This is a genomic window from Micromonospora sp. NPDC048063 (assembly GCF_043202855.1).
In the GTDB taxonomy this organism is placed as follows: domain Bacteria; phylum Actinomycetota; class Actinomycetes; order Mycobacteriales; family Micromonosporaceae; genus Micromonospora.
Genome location: NZ_JBIDBG010000003.1, coordinates 80976 through 100792, shown reverse-complemented (window position 1 = coordinate 100792; position 19817 = coordinate 80976). Strand labels below are relative to the sequence as shown.

The 19817-nt window shown below is 73.4% G+C and carries 19 protein-coding genes and 1 pseudogene; 8 read left to right on the top strand and 12 right to left on the bottom strand.

Annotated features, from left to right (window positions below):
- Positions 1 to 73: 73 nt before the first annotated feature.
- On the bottom strand, positions 74 to 1468 hold the full coding sequence (locus ACGFZ2_RS08830; protein WP_393451589.1) for a recombinase family protein: 1395 nt from the start codon (positions 1466 to 1468) through the stop codon (positions 74 to 76).
- A 46-nt stretch (positions 1469 to 1514) separates the two neighbouring features.
- Between ACGFZ2_RS08830 and ACGFZ2_RS08825 the strand changes: the two are divergent.
- Positions 1515 to 1766: pseudogene (locus ACGFZ2_RS08825) on the top strand (3-methyladenine DNA glycosylase); the annotation flags it as partial.
- A gap of 64 nt (positions 1767 to 1830) precedes the next feature.
- Here the strand turns inward: ACGFZ2_RS08825 and arfB are convergent.
- The 7 genes from arfB to ACGFZ2_RS08790 form a co-directional block, all read right to left on the bottom strand.
- On the bottom strand, positions 1831 to 2256 hold the full coding sequence (gene arfB, locus ACGFZ2_RS08820) for an alternative ribosome rescue aminoacyl-tRNA hydrolase ArfB (RefSeq protein ID WP_357695345.1): 426 nt from the start codon (positions 2254 to 2256) through the stop codon (positions 1831 to 1833).
- A gap of 9 nt (positions 2257 to 2265) precedes the next feature.
- Positions 2266 to 2568, bottom strand: coding sequence for a hypothetical protein (locus ACGFZ2_RS08815; protein WP_393266839.1), 303 nt, complete (start codon positions 2566 to 2568; stop codon positions 2266 to 2268).
- 110 nt (positions 2569 to 2678) lie between these two features.
- Complete coding sequence (locus ACGFZ2_RS08810; protein WP_393451586.1) at positions 2679 to 3542, bottom strand: S1C family serine protease; 864 nt, start codon at positions 3540 to 3542, stop codon at positions 2679 to 2681.
- A 44-nt stretch (positions 3543 to 3586) separates the two neighbouring features.
- Positions 3587 to 4546, bottom strand: a complete 960-nt coding sequence (locus ACGFZ2_RS08805; protein ID WP_350704764.1) for a VWA domain-containing protein — start codon at positions 4544 to 4546, stop codon at positions 3587 to 3589.
- Positions 4543 to 5529 (bottom strand): DUF58 domain-containing protein, encoded by a 987-nt coding sequence (locus ACGFZ2_RS08800; protein WP_393452546.1) that lies wholly within the window; start codon positions 5527 to 5529, stop codon positions 4543 to 4545. The genes ACGFZ2_RS08805 and ACGFZ2_RS08800 overlap by 4 nt, the downstream gene beginning before the upstream one ends.
- A 29-nt stretch (positions 5530 to 5558) precedes the next feature.
- Entirely contained in the window at positions 5559 to 6608 is a 1050-nt protein-coding gene (locus ACGFZ2_RS08795) for a MoxR family ATPase (RefSeq protein WP_357695351.1), read from the bottom strand.
- 220 nt (positions 6609 to 6828) lie between these two features.
- Complete coding sequence (locus ACGFZ2_RS08790) at positions 6829 to 7356, bottom strand: hypothetical protein (protein WP_393451583.1); 528 nt, start codon at positions 7354 to 7356, stop codon at positions 6829 to 6831.
- Positions 7357 to 7769: 413 nt separating this feature from the next.
- Here ACGFZ2_RS08790 and ACGFZ2_RS08785 point away from each other — a divergent pair, with 413 nt between their 5' ends.
- On the top strand, positions 7770 to 8765 hold the full coding sequence (locus tag ACGFZ2_RS08785) for an endonuclease/exonuclease/phosphatase family protein (protein WP_393451580.1): 996 nt from the start codon (positions 7770 to 7772) through the stop codon (positions 8763 to 8765).
- A gap of 91 nt (positions 8766 to 8856) precedes the next feature.
- Here the strand turns inward: ACGFZ2_RS08785 and cimA are convergent, their stop codons facing one another.
- The gene (gene cimA / locus ACGFZ2_RS08780) at positions 8857 to 10437 is read right to left on the bottom strand and encodes a citramalate synthase (RefSeq protein WP_393266849.1); all 1581 of its coding nucleotides are present in this window, start codon (positions 10435 to 10437) and stop codon (positions 8857 to 8859) included.
- Between the two features lie 340 nt (positions 10438 to 10777).
- Here cimA and ACGFZ2_RS08775 point away from each other — a divergent pair, with 340 nt between their 5' ends.
- From ACGFZ2_RS08775 to ACGFZ2_RS08760, 4 genes are all read left to right on the top strand, one after another.
- Positions 10778 to 11338 (top strand): peroxiredoxin, encoded by a 561-nt coding sequence (locus ACGFZ2_RS08775; protein WP_350704756.1) that lies wholly within the window; start codon positions 10778 to 10780, stop codon positions 11336 to 11338.
- 2 nt (positions 11339 to 11340) lie between these two features.
- Positions 11341 to 11871, top strand: a complete 531-nt coding sequence (locus ACGFZ2_RS08770) for a carboxymuconolactone decarboxylase family protein (RefSeq protein WP_357695359.1) — start codon at positions 11341 to 11343, stop codon at positions 11869 to 11871.
- 187 nt (positions 11872 to 12058) lie between these two features.
- A complete protein-coding gene (locus ACGFZ2_RS08765; RefSeq protein WP_357695361.1) occupies positions 12059 to 12517 on the top strand; it encodes a PRC-barrel domain-containing protein in 459 nt (152 codons plus the stop codon).
- Positions 12518 to 12577: 60 nt separating this feature from the next.
- Positions 12578 to 13315: a tyrosine-protein phosphatase gene (locus ACGFZ2_RS08760; protein ID WP_393266853.1), complete on the top strand. Its 738-nt coding sequence runs from the start codon at positions 12578 to 12580 to the stop codon at positions 13313 to 13315.
- Between the two features lie 295 nt (positions 13316 to 13610).
- Here the strand turns inward: ACGFZ2_RS08760 and ACGFZ2_RS08755 are convergent, their stop codons facing one another.
- Both ACGFZ2_RS08755 and ACGFZ2_RS08750 read right to left on the bottom strand, forming a co-directional pair.
- Positions 13611 to 14708, bottom strand: a complete 1098-nt coding sequence (locus tag ACGFZ2_RS08755; RefSeq protein ID WP_393266855.1) for a branched-chain amino acid aminotransferase — start codon at positions 14706 to 14708, stop codon at positions 13611 to 13613.
- Between the two features lie 203 nt (positions 14709 to 14911).
- Positions 14912 to 15943: a 3-isopropylmalate dehydrogenase gene (locus ACGFZ2_RS08750; protein ID WP_393266858.1), complete on the bottom strand. Its 1032-nt coding sequence runs from the start codon at positions 15941 to 15943 to the stop codon at positions 14912 to 14914.
- A gap of 221 nt (positions 15944 to 16164) precedes the next feature.
- Between ACGFZ2_RS08750 and ACGFZ2_RS08745 the strand changes: the two genes are divergently transcribed.
- Together ACGFZ2_RS08745 and ACGFZ2_RS08740 are read left to right on the top strand one after the other, a co-directional pair.
- On the top strand, positions 16165 to 17010 hold the full coding sequence (locus ACGFZ2_RS08745; protein WP_393266861.1) for an FAD:protein FMN transferase: 846 nt from the start codon (positions 16165 to 16167) through the stop codon (positions 17008 to 17010).
- 393 nt (positions 17011 to 17403) lie between these two features.
- Complete coding sequence (locus tag ACGFZ2_RS08740; RefSeq protein WP_357695369.1) at positions 17404 to 17760, top strand: hypothetical protein; 357 nt, start codon at positions 17404 to 17406, stop codon at positions 17758 to 17760.
- A gap of 236 nt (positions 17761 to 17996) precedes the next feature.
- Here the strand turns inward: ACGFZ2_RS08740 and serA are convergent, their stop codons facing one another.
- Positions 17997 to 19595, bottom strand: coding sequence for a phosphoglycerate dehydrogenase (gene serA, locus ACGFZ2_RS08735; RefSeq protein ID WP_393266864.1), 1599 nt, complete (start codon positions 19593 to 19595; stop codon positions 17997 to 17999).
- Between the last annotated feature and the right edge of the window lie 222 nt (positions 19596 to 19817).

The window sequence follows — 19817 nt, the reverse complement described above, 5'->3', positions numbered from 1 at the left end:
GAGAACCCGAAGATCAGGAGCCCGAAGATGGGCCCCTTCGGGGCCCTCTCCCCGGTTCGGTTCCTTCCCCGGGTCAGATGCTCGCAACCTTCGCGGGGTCTCCCGCCCTGAACAACACATCGACATGCCGCTCATCGGTGCGGCGGACGCCACGCCCCTTCTGGCGGAGACGGCAGCTCACGACAACCGCGAGGATCAGGGACCGCCTGCGGTCTACATCCAACCCATCCCAGTGACGGCGTACCTGCTCGTCCGTCATCCCGGCGACGCCCTTGACGGCGCTGTCACTCCCTAACTGGGATAGCTGATCCTCCAACTCATCCACCCGGCTGCGCATGGTCTGGGATGCAGTCAGAAACTGCGATCGAGTAACGAGCCCAGCGGCATAGTCGGTGGCCAGATCATCGAGCCGTGACCGCAGGCTCCCCAGCTCGTCCCTCATCTGCTGAACAGGCAGGTCATCCTCGCTCAGCTCGAACGCTTCCGCGAACTGCGGCGCGGTCAGGAACCGGATCACACGTTCAGTGACCATGGTGTCAGCCTCGTCCTGACGGTGGGATACGCAGTGCTTGAACTTGCACTCATAGACGGCGTAGCTACCCTGCTCGCCCTTCCGTCCACGCCATGCCGTGCGGATGGGGCCACCACAGTTGGCACAGGTAGCGACGCCCGTCAGCAGGCTCCGACGGGGACCGCCACCACCAGCCTTGCGGGTAGGAGAGTTGAGCACACGGACAGCGGACCGGTAGATCTCCTCGGGCACCAGGGCATCCCAGTTACCAGGGCCGACCTCATCCCCTGCGTACGTCCGGATAGCGCAGTTCCTGGCAGACATGAGGAGCTGACGAACAGTTGCTCCGGTCCAGTTCCTCCCCCTGGTGGTGAGCATGCCCTGACGGTTCCACTCATCGGCGATCGACAACAGGGAGCGCCCCGCCAACAGATCCTGGTACGCACGCTGAACGGCCTCGGCTTCACCACCACGAGGTGTTCCGTCGCGCTCGTATCCGAAGGGTCGAGCAGACCACCAGGGCCGACCCTGGGAAGCGCGCTGCGTGGCTGCCAGACGCTGACGTGCAGCCTTCTGCTGACCCTCGAACTGAGAGAACGCCGTGACCACGTTCGCCATCAGGACGCCTGTCGGGTTGCTCAAGTCCAGCATCCCTGCGGTCACGGCGTGGACGGGTACGCCATTGCTGATCACCCGGTCCAGCTCACGGGTGAGGCGGACGAGCCGGTCGAGATGCCAGACGATGATGGCGTCCGGCTTCGGGCTCAGGGTGAGCAGCTTCTCGAACGCCGGCCGGACGCGGCCGGTCGTGGCGCTGATGCTGTTGTCGATCAGCTCGCGCGTCACCGTCCAGCCCTGACGAGCTGCCAATTCCCGGCAGGCTTCGAGCTGCCGATCAACGCCCAGCTCGTTACCCAGCTTGTCTAGGCTGAGCCGTGCGTAGATGACGACGTCCATCCCTGCGTTCCCTCCCTCGAAGTTGCGTGAGATGAGGATACGCAGGGACCTCTACAAGTGGGCGTACAAGCTGTCGCCACTCGTGCCCGCCGAACTCGTCGCGGACTGCTTCGAGCTGGCCAGGGAGATCCGCACCCTGGACATGCGCGCCTCTCCGTACGACCTGTCCGACCTGGGCTACCCGCCGGTGCGGGTGGAGACCCCGGAGGGGCGGGCCGAGTACGCCGCCGCGCAGCGGGGGTTCGCCGACCGAGCCGCCGTGCTGCGAGCCCGGCTGCTCGACGCCCTGCCGGCGTAGCTCCGCCGGTAGCGGCCCGCCGGCCCGTCGGCCGCCCCTGCCCGTCGGTCGCCGCAGTCGCCCGTCAGTCGCCGTCGACGCGGCGGTCGCGCTTGCGCTGCGACTGGCGCTTCTTCTCGGCCAGCCGGCGCTCCTTGGCGCCGCGCGAGGGCCGGGTCGGCCGCCGGGGCGGGGGTGGCGGGGCCGCCGCCTCGCGCAGCAGCGCGGCCAGCCGTTCCCGGGCCGCCTCCCGGTTGGCCAACTGCGCCCGGTGTTCACTGGCGGTGACGGTCAGCACGCCGTCGACGAGCCGCCCGGCGAGCCGGTCCAGCGCCCGCGCCCGCAGCGGTTCGGGCACCCCGGGCGAGGCGCCCAGGTCGTAGCTCAGCTCGACCCGGGAGTCGGTGGTGTTGACGCCCTGGCCGCCGGGGCCGGATGAGCGGGAAAAGCGTTCCCGCAGCTCAGCGGCGGGGACGACCCACCGGTCGGTCACCCGCAGTCCGTCGTCCACACCCCGAGGCTAACGCCCCGGCCGGATGCTCGGGGTGGCGGACGGGCTCGGGGTCGGGCCGGGTGGCGCGGGCTCGGCGTCGGAGTCGACGGCGGCGTACGCGACCGCCCCGACGAGCAGCAGGGCGATCACCCCGATCTTCGTGGTGACCACCTTGATCAGCAGCCACGCGGTGCGCCGGGCACCGGGCACGGTCTTCTTGACGGTCTGGTAGTCGGCCCACCCGCGTCGCGCCCGGGCGTACGCCGACCCGACACCGGTTCCGATGATCAGGCCCACCAGCAGGAGGGCCACGATGACAGGACGCTCCACCCACGCCAGTATCCACACTCAGCGTAATATTTCCATTGTCCGATCATTCCGCGCCGGGTATCCGACAGTTCTCACGTTCCCACGCCGTCTCCGGCGGGCATGAGGGCAGCTCAGCCGCCCTTTCCGATGATCGTGTCGGCGGTCTTCTGCACCTGTTCGATGGGGATGGCGAAGCCGATCCCGATGGAGCCGTTGCCGTCGATGGTGGCGATCGCGGTGTTCACCCCCACCACCTCGCCGCGCGCGTTGACCAGCGGGCCGCCCGAGTTGCCCGGGTTGATCGAGGCGTCGGTCTGCACCGCGGTGTGCCGGTTGTCGCCGAGGCGCACCTCCCGGTCCAGGGCGCTCACGATGCCGGCGGTGACGGTGCCAGCGAGCCCCAGCGGCGAGCCGACCGCCAGCACCGGCTCGCCGACCCGGGTCGACCCTGGCTTGGCCAGCGGCAGCGCCGCCAGGCCGGCCGACGGGGGCACCCGGAGCACCGCCAGGTCGCTGCGCGGCTCTCGGCCGACCACCTCGGCGGCGAACCGCCGCCCGTCCGGCAGCTCCACCGTCACCGAGCCGCCACCCCCCTTCGCCAGGATGTGGTCGTTGGTGATGATGTGCTGCTGGTCGTCGACGGCGAAGCCGGAGCCGGTCGCCGAGGCCCCGCCGCTGCCCCCCACGAGCACCGAGACGACCCCCGGCACGGTCTTCTCGGCCGCGGTCACCAGCTCCGCCGGGACCGGGGCCGCCGTGGCCGCCGCCGGGCCGGGCGCGCCGTCCCGGCTGGCCACCACGCCGCCGGCCACCGCGCCGGAGGCGGTGGACAGGGCCACCACCGCCAGCCCGGCCAGCAGCCGCCCGTGCCGGCGCCGTCCGGCCGGGCCACGGTCCGACCCGGGCCCGTCCCACCGGGACCGCCCGTCCGGGTCCAGCTCCGGCGAGATGAACCAGGGGCCGCGCGGCTCGCCCAACCCGGTCTGCACTGCCATGCGTACGCTCCTCACGTGTTCTTCTCGACGATGGCCGTACGGGGTCAGGGCAGCCGGGAGAACCAGCGCATCGAGCCGGCCGCGGCGCCCATCGCGAACACCAGTCCCAGGCCGATGAAGCGGGCCGAGACGTCCTGCCGTTCGGTGCGGTAGCCCACCGAGGTGCCGATGTCGTCGTAGACGGCGCGCAGTTCGTCGCTGGTGTGGGCCTCGTGGAACCCGCCCCCGGTCTCCTCGGCGACCGCGCGCAGGGTCTGCCCGTCCACCGGCACCTGGATCGGCCGGCCGCCCCGGTCCACGGTGCCGCCGGGGGTGCCGAACGAGATGGTGTGCACCGGCACCTTCATGGTCACCGCGTCGGCCGCCGCCTCCATCGGGTCCATGCCGGAGGTGTTCGCGCCGTCGGAGAGCAGGATGATCCGGGCCGGCGGCGGGTCCTTGGCCGCCTGGCTGTCGAAGCCCTTCACCGCGCCGAGCGAGGTGCTGATGGCCTCGCCGATGGCCGTGCCCTGCACCCCGGTGGCCCCCTCGACCAGCCGCTCGACCCCCTCGTGCAGCGCCTCCCGGTCGGTGCTCGGCGGCACCAGCACCGCCGCGCTGCCCGCGAAGGCGACCAACCCGACGTTGAACTCGTCGGGCAGGCTGTCGACGAAGCGCCGGGCGGACTCCTTGGCGGCGCTGAGCCGGTCGGGTTCCACGTCGCCGGCGAGCATCGAGGTCGAGACGTCCACGGCCACCATCACCGTCGCCCGCTCGCGGGGGACCCGCACCTCCGCCGTCGGCCGGGCGAAGCCGACCACCAGCAGCGCCAGCATGGCGAGGAAGAGCCCGGCCGGCAGGTGCCGCCGCCAGGTCGGCCGCTGCGGCGCAACCCGGTCGAGCAGCCGCAGGTTGGTGAAGCGGACGGCGTACCGGCTGCGCCGGCGCTGCATCAGCAGGTAGCCGACGGCCAGGGCGAGCACCCCGAGCAGCAGCCAGAGCCGGACGGGCGACTGCCAGATCACGCCGCACCTCCCCGGGCCGCGCCGGCCGGGGCCGCCGCGAGCCGCCGCTGGGCGTGCACGTGGCGCACGATGTCCGCGCTCCAGTCGCGGTCGGTGCGCAGCGGCAGGTGGGTCGCCCCGCTGCGGCGCAGCGCCTGGCCCACCTGGTCACGCTGGGCGGCGGCGGCGACCGCGTACCGCTCGCGCAGGCGGGGGTCGCCGGTCCACACCTCCCGCGTCCGGCCGGTCTCCGGGTCGGCCAGGGTGATCAGGCCGACGTCCGGCAGTTCCAGTTCGCGCGGGTCGGTGACCTGCACGGCGAGCACCTGGTGCCGCACGGCGAGCCGGCGCAGGGGCGCCTCCCAGGCCGGCGCGTGCCGGGGGTCGTCGGGCAGGCCGTCGAGGAAGTCCGAGACCACCACCACGAGGCCGCGCCGCAGCGCCACCCGGTGCACGGCGGCCAGCCCGTCGGCCAGGTCGGGGCCGCCGGGCGGCGGGCGGCGCTCGTCGTACGCGCTGGCGCGCGGCGCGGTCAGCAGGGCCCGGAGCAGCCCGAGCAGGTGGGTACGCCCGCTGCGGGGCGGGAAGCGACGCAGCCCGGCCGGGCCGAGCACCTGCGCGCCGAGCCGGTTGCCGACCCCGGCGGTGAGGAAGCCGACCGCCGCCACGGCTGCCACGGCCAGTTCGCGTTTGTCCAGCTCGGCGGTGCCGTACTCCATGCTCGGGCTCGCGTCCACCAGCAGCCAGGTGGTCAGCTCCCGGTCGGCGTCGACCTCGCGGACGTGCGGGACCGTGGTCCGGGCGGTCACCGCCCAGTCCATCCGGCGCACCTCGTCCTCGCCGGGGCGGTACTCCCGGCTGCCGGCCGGCTCGCTGCCCGGCCCGGGGAGCAGGCCGCGGTACCGGCCGTGCAGCAGGCCGTCGAGCCGCCGGGTGACGGTCAGTTCCAGCCGGCGCAGCCGCCGGTCCGGGGCGAGGTCGGCCAGCCCCGGGTCGGCCGGCACGGGCGCCGGCGCGGTGGCCCCGCGCCATCTCATGCCGCCGCCAGGTCGGTCGCGAACTCGGGGTGGCCGGTGGCGACGCGGGGCGGCGGCACCGCCTCGACCAGCCGGCGCACCAGCGACTCGGCGGACACCCCGTCGGCGACCGCGTCGAAGGAGAGCACCAGCCGGTGGGCCAGCACGTCGACGGCCAGCTCGCGGATGTCCTCGGGCAGCACGTACTCCCGGCCGCGCAGCAGCGCCTGGGCCCGGGCGGCGGCGACCAGCCCGAGCGTGGCCCGGGGGCTCGCCCCGTACGCGAGCAGCGGGGCGATCTCCGGCAGGCCGAACCGGCCGGGGTCGCGGGTGGCGAGGATGAGCCGGACGACGTACTCGGCGAGGGCGTGGTGTACGAAGACGTGGGTGGCGCGGGCCTGGAGGTCGCGCAGCCGCTGCGGGTCGAGCACCCGCCGGGCGGTGGGCCGGTCGGCGCTCATCCGGTAGAGGATGGCCAGCTCGTCGGCGTCGCTCGGGTAGTCGACCACGATCTTCATCAGGAACCGGTCGCGCTGCGCCTCCGGCAGTTGGTAGACCCCCTCGGACTCGATCGGGTTCTGGGTGGCCAGCACCAGGAACGGGTCGGGCACGGGGTAGCTGCGCCCGCCGATGGAGACCTGGCGCTCCGCCATCGCCTCCAGCAACGCGGACTGCACCTTGGCGGGGGCACGGTTGATCTCGTCGGCGAGCACCAGGTTGGCCATGACGGGGCCCAGCTCGATGTCGAAGGTCTCCTTCGACGCCCGGTAGATCCGGGTGCCGACGATGTCCGACGGGACGAGGTCGGGGGTGAACTGGATCCGGGAGAAGGTGCCGCCGACCACGGTGGCGAGGGTCTGCGCGGCGAGGGTCTTGGCCACCCCGGGCACGCCCTCCAGGAGGCAGTGCCCGTCGGCGACGAGGGCGGTGAGCAGGCGCTCGACGAGCCGATCCTGCCCGACGATCACGCGTTTGACCTCGAAGAGGGTCTGTTCCAGCTCGGCCGAACTCGCGTCGGGATCGGCCGGGCTGGGCACGCTGGCCAGGGTGTCCGAGATGTCCGTCACGGTGCTTGCTTCCCGTGGCGGCCCTCGGACAAACGTCGGATTATCAGCGCCGGGGCGGTCCTTACCGGCCCGAACCGGGACGAGCATCCCGGGCCGGCAGCGACGACGCGGCCGGCCACACACCGGCAGGGGGCGCCCGCGTGCCCGACTCGCCCGCCGGTGGCCCACCGCGTGGCGCCGGCCCCCACGGGCGGTGGGGGCCGGCGGGTCAGCGGGTGCGTCAGTTGGTGATGGTCAGGTGGAAGGGCCGGTCGGACGGGCTGCCGGACGAGTTGCGGGTCTGGACGAAGACCGCGTTCGGCGTCTGGAGCCGCGGCGCCACCGAGATCTCCCCGCCCGGCGGCACGTTGTACGGGTCGGTGGTGCCGATGGTGGCGTGGAAGCCCTTCAGGGTGACGTTGTAGGTGAACAGGACCTGGTACTGCCCGGGGCCGTACCTGGTGGCGGAGACCGCCTCGGGCGAGCCGCGGAGCAGCGTGCCACCGCTGCTGACCACGGCGAAGGAGATGGTGCCCGGCGCGGTCGCCTGCGTGGACGGCCCCTGCGCCAGCGCGGCCTTGGCCTTGCGGGCCTCGGCGGGGGTGACCGCCGGCTGGCTGCCGTCGCCCGGCTGACGGAGGGACGGCTGGGCGACCTCGGCGGGCGCCTTCGCCGCCGGCTGGGCGACGGCGATGCCGCCCCCGGCCAGGGTGAGCGCCAGGGCGGCGAAGGCCACCGCCACCGCCTTGCGTCGGAAGAGTGTGGTCATGACAGGGTCTCCCTTTTGTTGACCGTGCGAATTCGACCGTTCCCGCGCTGTCACGGGACGGCAGATTTCCATTCTTGGGCCGGGAAAATGAGCGACAACCGCCGGAAGCCCGCACTTCAGGCCGCACCCTAGATGTTGTCGCCTCAACGATTTTCACCTGCCCTGAGCAGGCATTACTACTCAGAGTTTCGACGTCTCAACCCACTGGAACGTAGCACCACAAAAAGCCGGACGTCAATAGTTGATCACGCTTCATCAAAACGGTCGACAGTCGCCGACAATTTGTGAAAAGCGAATGCCACGGCATTCACGAATGCGCGCGGCGGAGGCGACGGGGCCGCGGCGCGCGGGGGGCCGGGCTACTCTCCAGCCATGATCACGCCAGGCGCGCCCATGATCGCCAAGGCCCGGCCATGACCACCGGGGCGGCGGAACGGACGACGGGCAGCCGGGCGGGACGATCGGGCGCCGCGCTCTGCTGGGCGGCCGTCGCGCCCGGGGTCGCCTGGGCAGCCCTGCGGCTGGCCGGCCTCGACCATGGGCCGCTGGTCCAACTGCTGGCCTTCACCCCGTACGTGGCCGCCGGGAGCCTGCTGCCGCTGGTGCTCGCGCTCGCCCTGCGGTGCCGGTGGCCCGCGGTGGTCGCGGCGGTGGTCACGACGGCGCTGGTGGCCGTGGTCGCGCCCCGGGCCCTGCCCGCCGGGCAGCCCTCGGCCGCGGGGCCGACGGTGCGGGTGCTGACCGCCAACCTGCTCGCCGGGGCCGCCGACGCGCGGGCGCTGGTCGACCTGGTCGAGCGGCACCGCGTCGACGTGCTCACCGTGCAGGAGTTCACCCCCGGGGCCGGAGCGGAGCTGGACCGACTCGGCCTGGACCGGCTGCTCCCCCACCGGCACCTCGACCCGCAGCCGGGCACGGTCGGCTCCGGGCTCTACGCCCGGTTCCCGGTCGACGAGGGCGGCGTCCGACGCAATCGCGGCGGTTGGGGCTTCGACCAGGCGTACGGCACGGTGACGGTGCCCGGGGCGCCGCCGGTGCGGGTCGAGTCGGCGCACCCGGCGGCGCCGTACGCGGTGGACCAGGTCGGCCACTGGCGCACCGACCTGGCCGCGCAGCCGCCCGCGACGCCGGACGGGCCGCTGCGGATCCTGGCCGGCGACTTCAACGCCACCCTCGACCACGCCCCGCTGCGCGCCCTGCTGGCCACCGGCTACGTCGACGCCGCCGACGAGGTCGGCGCCGGTCTCACCGGCACCTGGGGCCCCTACGACGGCGACCCGATCCCACCGGTGACCATCGACCACGTGCTGGTCGACCGCCGGATAGCCGTACGGGCGGTGGCCGTGCACCGGGTGCCGGGCAGCGACCACCGCGCCGTCCTGGCCGAGTTGCGCCTGCCGGCCGGCTGATCCCCGCCGGGGCCGCCGCGGGGGCCGGCGCCCGCGCGGCGGCCCGGTCCCGGCGCCCGCGCGTGGCCGCCGGTGCCGGGACCGGGCCGCCTCAGACCCGGGCGCGGTCGAGGCCGTAGGTGAGGGCGTCGACGAGGGCGTGCCAGCTCGCCTCGACGACGTTGGGGTGCACGCCGACCGTGGTCCAGTCGCGGCCGTTGCGGTCGGCGGTCTCCAGCAGCACCCGCGTCACCGCTCCGGTGCCGCTGCTGCCCTCCAGGATCCGCACCTTGAAGTCGGCCAGCTCGAAGTCGCGCAGCTGCGGGTAGTGCCGGGCCAACCCGGCCCGCAGCGCCTCGTCCAGGGCGTTGACCGGGCCGTTCCCCTCCGCGGTGGCGATCACCCGCTCCCCGCGTACGCGGATCTTGACGGTCGCCTCGGAGACCACCGCGCCGTCCTCCCGGTGCTCGACCAGCACCCGGTACGACTCCAGCGTGAACGGCCTCGGCGGCGCGGTGTCCAGCTCGGCGCGGACCAGCAGCTCGAACGAGGCGTCGGCGGCCTCGAACGACCAGCCGTCGGCCTCCAGCTCCTTGACCCGCCCGGTCACCCGGGACAGCGCCTCCGGATGGCCGGCCAGGTCCAGGCCCAGCTCGCGGCTCTTGAGCTCGACGCTGGCCCGGCCGGCCATCTCGGTGACGAGGATCCGCATGTCGTTGCCCACCACCTGTGGGTCCACGTGGTTGTAGAGCAGCGGATCCACTTTGATCGCGCTCGCGTGCAGCCCCGCCTTGTGGGCGAAGGCCGCGGCCCCGACGTACGCCTGGTGGGTGTCGGGGGCGATGTTGGCGATCTCGGCGATGGCGTGGGAGACCCGCACCATCTGCCCCAGGCAGCCGTCCGGTAGGACGGGCAGCCCGAGCTTGAGCTGGAGGTTGGCGACCACGGCGAAGATGTCGGCGTTGCCGGGGCGTTCGCCGTAGCCGTTCGCGGTGCCCTGGAAGTGCCGCACCCCCGCCTCGACGGCGGCGATCGTGTTCGCCACGGCGCAGGCCGTGTCGTTCTGGCAGTGGATGCCGAGCAGCTCCGGGCTCACGCCCAGCCGGGCGGTCAGGTCGGCGATGGCGGCGCTCACCTGGGAGGGCAGCATGCCACCGTTGGTGTCGCAGAGCACGAACCGCTCGGCGCCGGCGGCGAGTGCGGTCTCCACCACGGAGGCCGTGTACGCCGGGTCGGACCGGTAGCCGTCGAAGAAGTGCTCGCCGTCGACGAAGACCCGGCGACCCTCCGCCACCAGGTGCGCCACGGTGTCGTGGACCATCGCCAGGTTCTCCCCGGCGGTGGTGCGCAGCGCCCGCTCGACGTGCCGCAGGTCGGCCTTGGCGACCAGGGCGACCGCCGGGGTCTGCGCGTCGAGCAGACCCCGCACCTGCGGGTCGTCGGCGACCTGCACGCCGGCCCGGCGGGTGGCCCCGAACGCCACCAGCAGCGCGTGTCTCAGGTCCAGCTCGCTGCGCGCCCGGCGGAAGAACTCCGTGTCCTTCGGCACCGCGCCCGGCCAGCCGCCCTCGATGAAGCCGACCCCGAACTCGTCGAGCAGCCGGGCCACCGCGAGCTTGTCGACCACCGAATAGCTGAGCCCCTCGCGCTGGGCACCGTCGCGCAGCGTCGTGTCGTACACCTGGAAGGTCATCAGGGATCCTTTCGAGAGCAACAAAAAGACCCCCCGCGGATGCGGGAGGTCTGCGCGCTCGGCGGAGGGGAGGCCGGCGCGCTAGGTGCGAATAATCAGGTGGGTGCTGGTCACGATCGCCACTCTGCCACTCGAGCACTGGTTTTGGGAGGCATAGTCCACATGACGGGACGGTGACGGAGGGTCGCGACACCCCGGCCGGCGCAAGCACGCGGGCGGAACCGGAAGCTGGTGATCCACTTCACAAGCAACCCGGCCGCCGCCAGGCGGAAACAGCGCTGAGGAAGAATCTGGAACCGATCCAGTTTTACCGGCCTCGTGCCACTGTCAAGGAGGACCTGTGCTCACTGTCGGTGACCGCTTCCCCGAGTACGAACTCACCGCCTGCGTGTCGCTGGACGCCGAGAAGGCGTTCGAGACGATCAACCACAAGTCCCACGAGGGCAAGTGGCGGGTCGTCTTCTTCTGGCCGAAGGACTTCACCTTCGTCTGCCCGACGGAGATCGCCGAGTTCGGGCGGCTGAACGACGAGTTCGCCGACCGGGACGCCCAGGTCCTCGGCGTGTCGGTGGACAACGAGTTCGTCCACTACGCGTGGCGCAAGGACCACCCGGACCTGCGCGAGCTGCCCTTCCCGATGCTCAGCGACATCAAGCGCGAGCTGACCGCCGCCTGCGGCGTGCTCGGCGAGGACGGCGTGGCCCAGCGGGCGACCTTCATCGTCGACCCGAACAACGAGATCCAGTTCGTCATGGTGACCGCCGGTTCGGTCGGCCGGAACGTCTCCGAGGTGCTGCGGGTGCTCGACGCCCTGCAGACCGACGAGCTCTGCCCGTGCAACTGGAACAAGGGCGGCGAGACCCTGGACGCCACCAAGCTGCTCGCCGGCGCCGGGGCCTGACCGTGGGTCTGGACGCGGTCAAGGCGGCTCTGCCGGAGTACGCCAAGGACATCAAGCTCAACCTCGGCTCCACCATCGGCACCAGCACGCTGAAGCCGGAGCAGGCGTGGGGCACCGCCCTGGCCTGCGCCGTCGCCGCGCGCAACCCGGTGGTGCTGCGGGAGATCGCCGACGAGGCGACCACCCACCTCGGGCCGGAGGCGATCGAGGCGGCCAAGGGCGCCGCCGCGATCATGGCGATGAACAACGTCTACTACCGGGCCAAGCACCTGATCGGCGACGAGCAGTACCAGTCGATCCCGGCGCGGCTGCGGATGCAGATCATCGCCAAGCCGGGCGTGGAGAAGGCCGACTTCGAGCTCTGGTGCCTGGCCGTCTCGGCCATCACCGGCTGCGGAGTGTGCCTGGAGTCGCACGAGAAGACCCTGCGCGGCGCGGGCTTCAGCCGCGAGCAGGTGCACGAGGGGCTGCGCATCGCCGCCGTCGTGCACGCCGCCGCGGTCACCCTGGACGCCCAGGCCGCGCTCGCCTGACCCGTACGCCCCGGTGGGCCGGCGCCGCACGACGGCGCCGGCCCACCGCCGTCTCCAGCGCCGGCCCACCGCCGTCCTCGGCACCAGCCCACCGCCGTTTCCGGCGGCGACCGCCCGGGTAGCTCCTCCCAGGACGAGGACTCGATCCGGCGAGACGACTGACGACAGTCGGGGCAGGAGTTGTCACATGGACAGGCTCGACCCGCACAGCACACACGGCAGCCCGGACCCCGTGCGCCACGGCGGCCAGGGCGAGTTCGCCGGCGGCGCGCCCGCCGGCACGTTCGACCCGTGGCGCTACCGGGACACGGCGCGGGTGGCCGACGCCGACCTGGTCGGCTACAAGGTCGAGGCCACCGACGGCGGCATCGGCAAGATCGACAATGCCAGCCACGAGGTCAACGACAGCTACCTGGTGGTGGACACCGGCCCGTGGATCTTCGGCCGGAAGGTCATGATCCCGGCCGGCACCGTCAACCACGTCGACCACGACGAGCGCAAGGTCCACGTCGACCGGAGCAAGGACCAGATCAAGGCCGCCCCGGAGTACGACGAGACCGCCGACACCGACCCCACCTACCGGGACCGGCTCGGCGGCTACTACGGCGAGACGTACTCGGCGATCCCGCCCGGCACCGCCCGCTAGCCGTAGTCACCGGCGCGCGACGGTCTCCCGCCAGCCGCGGGAGGCCGTTACCGTGTCAGCGTGGACGCCACCGAGGTCAACCGCAGGATCCCGTTCGCCACGATGTTCAACTTCCGCGACGTCGGCGGCCACTCCGGCCGTGACGGGCGCACCGTCCGCCGGGGCCGGCTCTACCGCTCCGACTCGCCGCACCGCATCGACGACGCCGACCGGGAGGCGTTCGCCGCCCTCGGTGTGCGCACGGTCATCGACCTGCGCCGCCCCTACGAGGTGGAACGCGACGGCCGGATCCCCCACTTCGACGGCCTGACCTGGCGCAACATCCACCCCGAGCACGCCGAGTGGGGCGAGCGGCCCTACCAGCCGGGCACCGACCTGGCCCGCTACCTGGCCGACCGGTACGCCGACCTCGCGGAGACCGGCACGGCCGGGCTCGCCGAGGCCGTCGGGCTGATCGCCGACAGCGCCAACGCCCCCGTGGTGGTGCACTGCGTCGCCGGCAAGGACCGCACCGGCATCGTCTGTGGGCTCACCCTCGCGGTGCTCGGCGTCGACGACGACGAGATCGCCGCCGACTACGCGCTGAGCACCGAGGCCGGCGAGCGGTACCGCGCCTGGTTCGAGGCCACCGGGCAGCAGGCGGGGCACACCCTGCCGGTGCTGACCTGCCCCGCCGAGGCCATGACGCTCTTCCTCGCCGAGCTGCGGGCGGCCCACGGCTCGGTCGAGGGCTACCTCCGCCACGCCGGCGTCACCGACGCCCAGCTCGCCGCCCTCCGCGCCCACCTCCTGACCTGACCCGCCCCCGCCCCGCTCCCGCCCCCGCTCCCGCTCCCGCTCCCGCTCCCGCTCCCGCTCCCGCTCCCGCTCCCGCTCCCGCGATCTTGCAGTTGTGCCCCCCGAATGCGCGACCTGCCCTGATTTGTCCGGGCACAAAGTGCAAGATCGACGCGGCAAGGGCGGGGCGGCGGGGGCGGGGTGGCGGGGGCGGGGTGGCGGGGGTGGGATCGGGTGGGGTGGGGTGGGGTGGGCACGGACGACGCCGCCCCCGCGCCGAGGGCGGCGCGGGGGCGGCGTCGGTCGCGCGTACGGGTCAGAGGATGCGCCGGACCCAGCCGTGCGGGTCGTCGGCCATGCCCCGCTGGAGGTCGACGAGCTGCTGGCGCAGGGTCATGGTGACCCGGCCGGGCCCGCCGTCGCCGACCAGGAACTCGCCGTCGGGGAAGCGCACCTGCCCGATCGGGGTGATCACGGCGGCGGTGCCGCAGGCGAACACCTCGCGGAGCCGGCCGCTGGCCGCGTCGGCCTGCCAGTCGGCGAAGCTCACCGGCCGCTCCTCGATCCGGTGCCCCGCGCCGGCGGCCAGCTCGAGCACCGACTCCCGGGTGATGCCGGGCAGGATCGTGCCGGTCAGCGGCGGGGTGACCACGGTGCCGTCGTCGTAGACGAAGAACACGTTCATGCCGCCCAGCTCGTCGACGTAGCGGCGCTCGACCGCGTCGAGGAAGACCACCTGGTCGCAGCCGTGCTCGATCGCCTCGGCCTGGGCCACCAGCGAGGCGGCGTAGTTGCCGCCGCACTTCGCCGCGCCGGTGCCCCCGGGGGCGGCCCGGGTGTAGTCCGGAGAGACCCAGACCGTCACCGGCTTGACCCCACCCGAGAAGTACGCGCCGACCGGCGAGGCGATCACCACGTAGAGGTATTCGTTGGCCGGGCGGACGCCGAGGAACACCTCGCTGGCGAACATGAACGGACGCAGGTAGAGGCTGCCGTCCTCGCCCTCGGGAATCCAGTCCCGGTCGATCTCGACGAGCCGGCGCAGCGAGTCGACGAACGCCTCCTCGGGCAGCGGCGGCATCGCCATCCGCCGGGCGGAGGCGGCGAACCGGGCGCCGTTGGCCTCCGGCCGGAACATGGTGACCCCGCCGTCGGGCGTCCGGTACGCCTTCAGGCCCTCGAAGATCTCCTGCGCGTAGTGCAGGACCGCGGCGGCCGGGTCCATCGGGATCGGCGCGCGCGCCTCGACCCGGGCGTCGTACCAGCCCTTGCCGTCGGCGTAGCGGATGGTGACCATGTGGTCGGTGAAGACCCGGCCGAACCCGGGGTTGGCCAGCAGGGCGGCCCGGTCGGCGACGGATACCGGCGCGGGATTCGGACGGATCTCGAAGTCGAGCTTGTCACCACCGCTCATCGCGCTGACCTCCCTGGGGACGGACGGCACACGGGTCCGCATGCCGAAAAATATGGTGCGAGAAACTTACCCCGAACGGTCGTTCAGGGGGTAGCTACGCCCGGCGCATCGACGGCGCCGGACGGGTGACCCGCCGCGGCGCCCGTGGCGGCGGAGGGGCGGCGGACGGGAAGGGGCGCCCCGGTGGGGCGGGCCCGCCGGCTTCAGGAGGCGGCGTACCCGGCCAGCCGGTCGCCGACCTCCTCGGTGCGCAGCGGTACGCCCGGGGCCCGGCCGGCCAGCTCCGTGCCGACCGCGGCGGTGACGCGGGCCGCGGCGTCGGCGTGCCCGAGCTGGTCGAGCAGCAACGCGGCCGAGAGCACGGCCGCGACCGGGTCGGCCACGCCGCGCCCGGCGATGTCCGGCGCGGAGCCGTGTACCGGCTCGAACATCGAGGGGTAGGCCCCCTCGGGGTTGATGCTGCCGCTGGCCGCCAGCCCGATCCCGCCGGTGACCGCCGCGGCGATGTCGGTGAGGATGTCGCCGAACAGGTTGTCGGTGACCACCACGTCGTAGCGCTGGGGCTGGGTGACCAGGAACATCGCGGCGGCGTCTACGTGCTGGTATTCCGTGGTCACGTCGGGGTGCTCGGCGGCGACGGCCTCGAACGCGCGCGCCCACAGCGAGCCGGCGTGGGTGAGCACGTTGGTCTTGTGCACCAGGGTGACCTTGCGCCGCTCGCGGCGCGTGGCGCGGGCGAAGGCGTCGCGGATCACCCGCTCCACCCCGTGCCGCGTGTTCAGGCTCTCCTCGGTGGCGACCTCGGCGGGGGTGCCGCGGTGCAGCGCGCCACCAGCGCCCGCGTACAGGCCCTCGGTGCCCTCGCGCACCACCACCAGGTCGACCTCGCCGGGCTTGACGCTGGCCAGTGGCCCGGCCACGCCGGGCCAGAGCCGCGCCGGACGCAGGTTGACGTACTGGTCGAAGGCGAACCGCAGCTTGAGCAGCAGGCCCCGCTCCAGCACGCCCGGCGGCACGGTGGGGTCGCCGACCGCACCGAGCAGGATGGCGTCGTGCCCGGCCAACTCGTCCAGCACCGAGTCGGGCAGCACCTCGCCGGTGCGGTGCCAGCGGGCGGCGCCGAGGTCGTATTCGGTAGCCTCCACCCCCGGGAGCACGGCGTCGATGACCTTGCGGGCCTGCGCGACCACCTCGGGTCCGATCCCGTCCCCGGCCACCACCGCGATCCGTGCCACGTCCTGCGCTCCTTCGCCTCGCCGTTACGTCTGACCGTACGCCGCTGTCCCGCCTCCCGGTACGAAGGTTCCACGATTCGGGAAACCGAGATGCACAGGATGCTCTCAGGTGACATTCATGGTGGGGTCATCTCCGCTGCCTAGCGTGGTGACGAGCGGGTCACGGGGGCCCGCGACGGCACCGCGACGACGCGGCCCGCCGGCAGCGAGGGAGCACTGTCATGCGGATCGACCAGCAGCCACGGACCCGCTGGGTGGACCAGCCGGCCTTCCAGCCCCGCCGGCCTGACCTGCGCCTCGGCGCCCGCAGCCACCGCGTCGACCGCCCCGGCGCGGCCACCGGCGACCGGATCGCCGTCCAGCACACCGTGCGGACCTCGACGGCGGAATACTCGCTGCTGCTCAACGCGCCCGAGTGGCTGGGCCGCCGCGGCGTCGGGGACGCGCTGCGCGACGCGGTGGCGGAACTGCGGGCCATCGACCTCACGTACGGCCCGAGCCGGCCCGAGAGCCTGGTCTCCCGGCTGCGCCGCGGCGAGATCAGCCCCGAGTCGTACCCGCCGCTGGCCGACCTGGTCGACCGCTGCGCGGCGATGCGGGCGGCCACCGACGGCTGGTTCGACGCCTGGGCGGTGCCCGGCGGCTTCGACCCGGGCGGCCTGCTCGGCGGGTGGGCGGTCGAGCGTGCCGCCGCCCGGCTGCGCGCCGCGGGCATCCACGACTACGCCGTGCTCACCGGCGCCGACCTGGTCGTACGCGGGCACGCGGCGCACGGCGGCCCGTGGCGGGTGGCGGTGCACCACCCGACGGATCGGCACCGCGCGCCGCTGGTGCTGGAGATGACGGCGGGTGCGGTCGGCACGTCCGGGGTGAGCGGCCGGCAGGGACACGTGGTGGACCCGCACACGGGCGAGCCGGCCGAGCAGTTGGTCGCCGCGACGGTGGTCGGCCCCGACCTCGCCGTCGCCGACGCCTACGCCACCGCGCTCTACGCCGCCGGGCCGGCCGGTCTCGTCTGGTTCCGCAACGGGTCGGACTACCGCGCGCTCTTCGCCCACCGCCGCTGAGCCGCCGACCGGTGCGGGCGCCGAGCCGGCGACCGGTGTGGAGCGTCGCCGAGACGCCGGCCGGTGCCGTGCGGTCGGGTGCCGTGCGGCGGCGGGCGATGCGGGGCCGGCATGCGCGATCGGCCCCCACGGTCTCGGCAACGACCGTGAGGGCCGGTCAGCGACGAGTGCGCGTGGCTCGCGCAATCGAGGGGTGCGGGCCGGTCGGCCGGACGTCGACCTCGCCACCCGAAGACGGGCCTACGCCGCGAGCTCGGCCAGTGACCGCACCGGTACGCTAGCGAATCGACGTAACTCGACGCAAGGGTCTCCACACCGGACCGTCGCGGCACGGAAGGGCCCATCGGCGGGGCGATTTCGACAGGCTGAACGGCGGATGGCACGCTGTCCGCCGTGAGTTTCGATCTGAGCGTGTGGGCCCTGGCGGACGGGGCGACACCCGAGGACGTGCGGGCCGCGGTGCGGCGCTGCCGGCAGGGGCAGCACGTCGAACGCCACCCGGATCCGCGGGTGGTGGCGTTCTACCGGGCGATCACCAGAAGCTATCCGGACCGGCCCGCCGGGCGGGACACCCCGTGGGCGGTGGCGCCGCTGCACGCGGCGAACGACCACGTCGAGCTGAACCTGCACCCGACCTGTCCGGACCAGGTGCTGCTCGACATCGAGCGGCTGGCCGGCGAGCACGACCTGATGCTCTTCGACGCCCAGGACGGCTCGGTCTACCCGCCGCCGGCGCGCCTACCCGGCTGAACGGGCGGTCCGGGTCGGTCACGTCCTGCATCGCCGCGATACCGCCCGGCATCACGACGCCCCCGCCGCCGGCTGACCGTCGAACGGACGACGAAGGGCCCGCCGCCGCCCGGAGCGGTCCGCACGCGACGACGGGCCCGCCGCCCGGAGCGGCCCGCACGCGACGACGGGCCCGCCGCACGGCGGACGACGAAGGGCCCGGCGGAATCGCCGGGCCCCCGTCGTCGTGCGTCAGGTCACTCGTCGCGCAGGTCGGCGGCGCTGGCCGCGACCGCCCCGATCGAGTCCGCCGCGGAGGTGAGCAGGTCCGCGCCGAGCGCCTGGTCCACCGTGAGGGTCATCAGCGTCTCGCCGCCGGCCTCCCGGCGGGCCACCTGCATCGCCGCGATGTTGATGCCGGCCTCGCCGAGCAGGGTGCCGACGGTGCCCACGACGCCCGGCCGGTCGACGTAGCGGAGGAAGACGAGGATGCCCTCCGCGCCGATCTCCACGTCGAAGCCGTCCACCTCGGTCAGCTTGAGGACGTCCCGCGTGCCCGCCTGGGTGACCGTGCCGGAGACGCTGACCGTACGCCCGTCGGGCAGCGCGCCCCGGACGGTGACCAGGTTGGGGTGGTCGACCGTCTCGGCCTGGGTGACCAGGGTGACCTCGACGCCGCGCTCGGCCGCCAGGTGCGGGGCGTTGACATAGGTCACCTGCTCCTCGACCACCGAGCTGAACAGCCCCTTGGTGGCGGCGAGCTTGAGCACCGACACGTCGTGGTTGACGATCTCGCCCCGCACCTCGACGGTGACGCTGGCGGCGACCCCGCCCGCGACGGCGGTGAAGGCCCGGCCGAGCTTCTCGGCCAGCGGCAGCAGCGGCCGGACGTCCTCGGCGACGACGCCGCCGGCCTGCACGTTGACCGCATCCGGCACGAACTCGCCCTGGAGCGCCAGCTTGACGCTCTTGGCCACGGCCAGACCGGCCTTGTCCTGCGCCTCGGCGGTGGAGGCGCCCAGGTGCGGGGTGGCCACCACGTTGTCGAAGGCGAACAGCGGCGAGGAGGTGCAGGGCTCCTTGGCGTAGACGTCCACGCCCGCGCCGGCGACCCGGCCCTCGGCGATGGCGTCGGCCAGGGCCTGCTCGTCGACCAGCCCGCCGCGGGCGGCGTTGACGATCCGGACGCCGGGCTTGACGACGGCCAGCTCCTTCTCACCGATCAGGCCGACGGTCTCCGGGGTCTTCGGCAGGTGGATGGAGATGAAGTCGCTCTCCCGCAGCAGCTCCTCCAGGCCCACCAGGCGGACGCCGAGCTGGGCGGCGCGGGCCGGCTGGATGTACGGGTCGTACGCGATCAGCCGGGTGCCGAAGGCGGCGATCCGCTGCGCGAAGAGCACGCCGATGCGGCCGAGCCCGACCACGCCGACGGTCTTGCCCTGGATCTCCACGCCGGTGTACTTCGACCGCTTCCACTCCCCCGCCTTCAGCGCGGCGCTGGCGCTGGCGGTGTTGCGGGCCACGGCCAGCAGGAGGGCGACGGCCTGCTCGGCGGCGGAGACGATGTTGGAGGTGGGGGCGTTGACGACCATGACGCCCCGCGCGGTGGCGGCCGGCACCTCGACGTTGTCCAGGCCCACGCCCGCCCGGGCGACGACCTTCAGCCGCGGCGCGGCGGCGATCGCCTCGGCGTCGATCTGGGTGGCGCTGCGCACGATGACGGCGTCGGCCTCGGAGAGCGCCGAGAGCAGGGCCGGACGGTCGGTGCCGTCGACGTGGCGGACGTCGAAGTCGTGGGCGAGCACCTCGATGGCGGCGGGAGCGAGTTCTTCGGCGATCAGTACGACAGGAGTCATTGGTCCTCGTAGTTGTCGTCAGAGCGGTAGGCCGGGCTGCGGGACGCCGCGCTGCGCCCTGCACTGATCCGTGCCATGGCCGTCAGGTGCCGGCTACGCACCTACCCGCGATCGTAGGGGGCCGGCCGGCCGGCATGTCCCGGACCGTGGGGTGAGTGCCCTCACAACGGGCGACGACCTGCCGGTGAACGGCGCACGACGGGGCGCCCGCGCCGCCTCGGC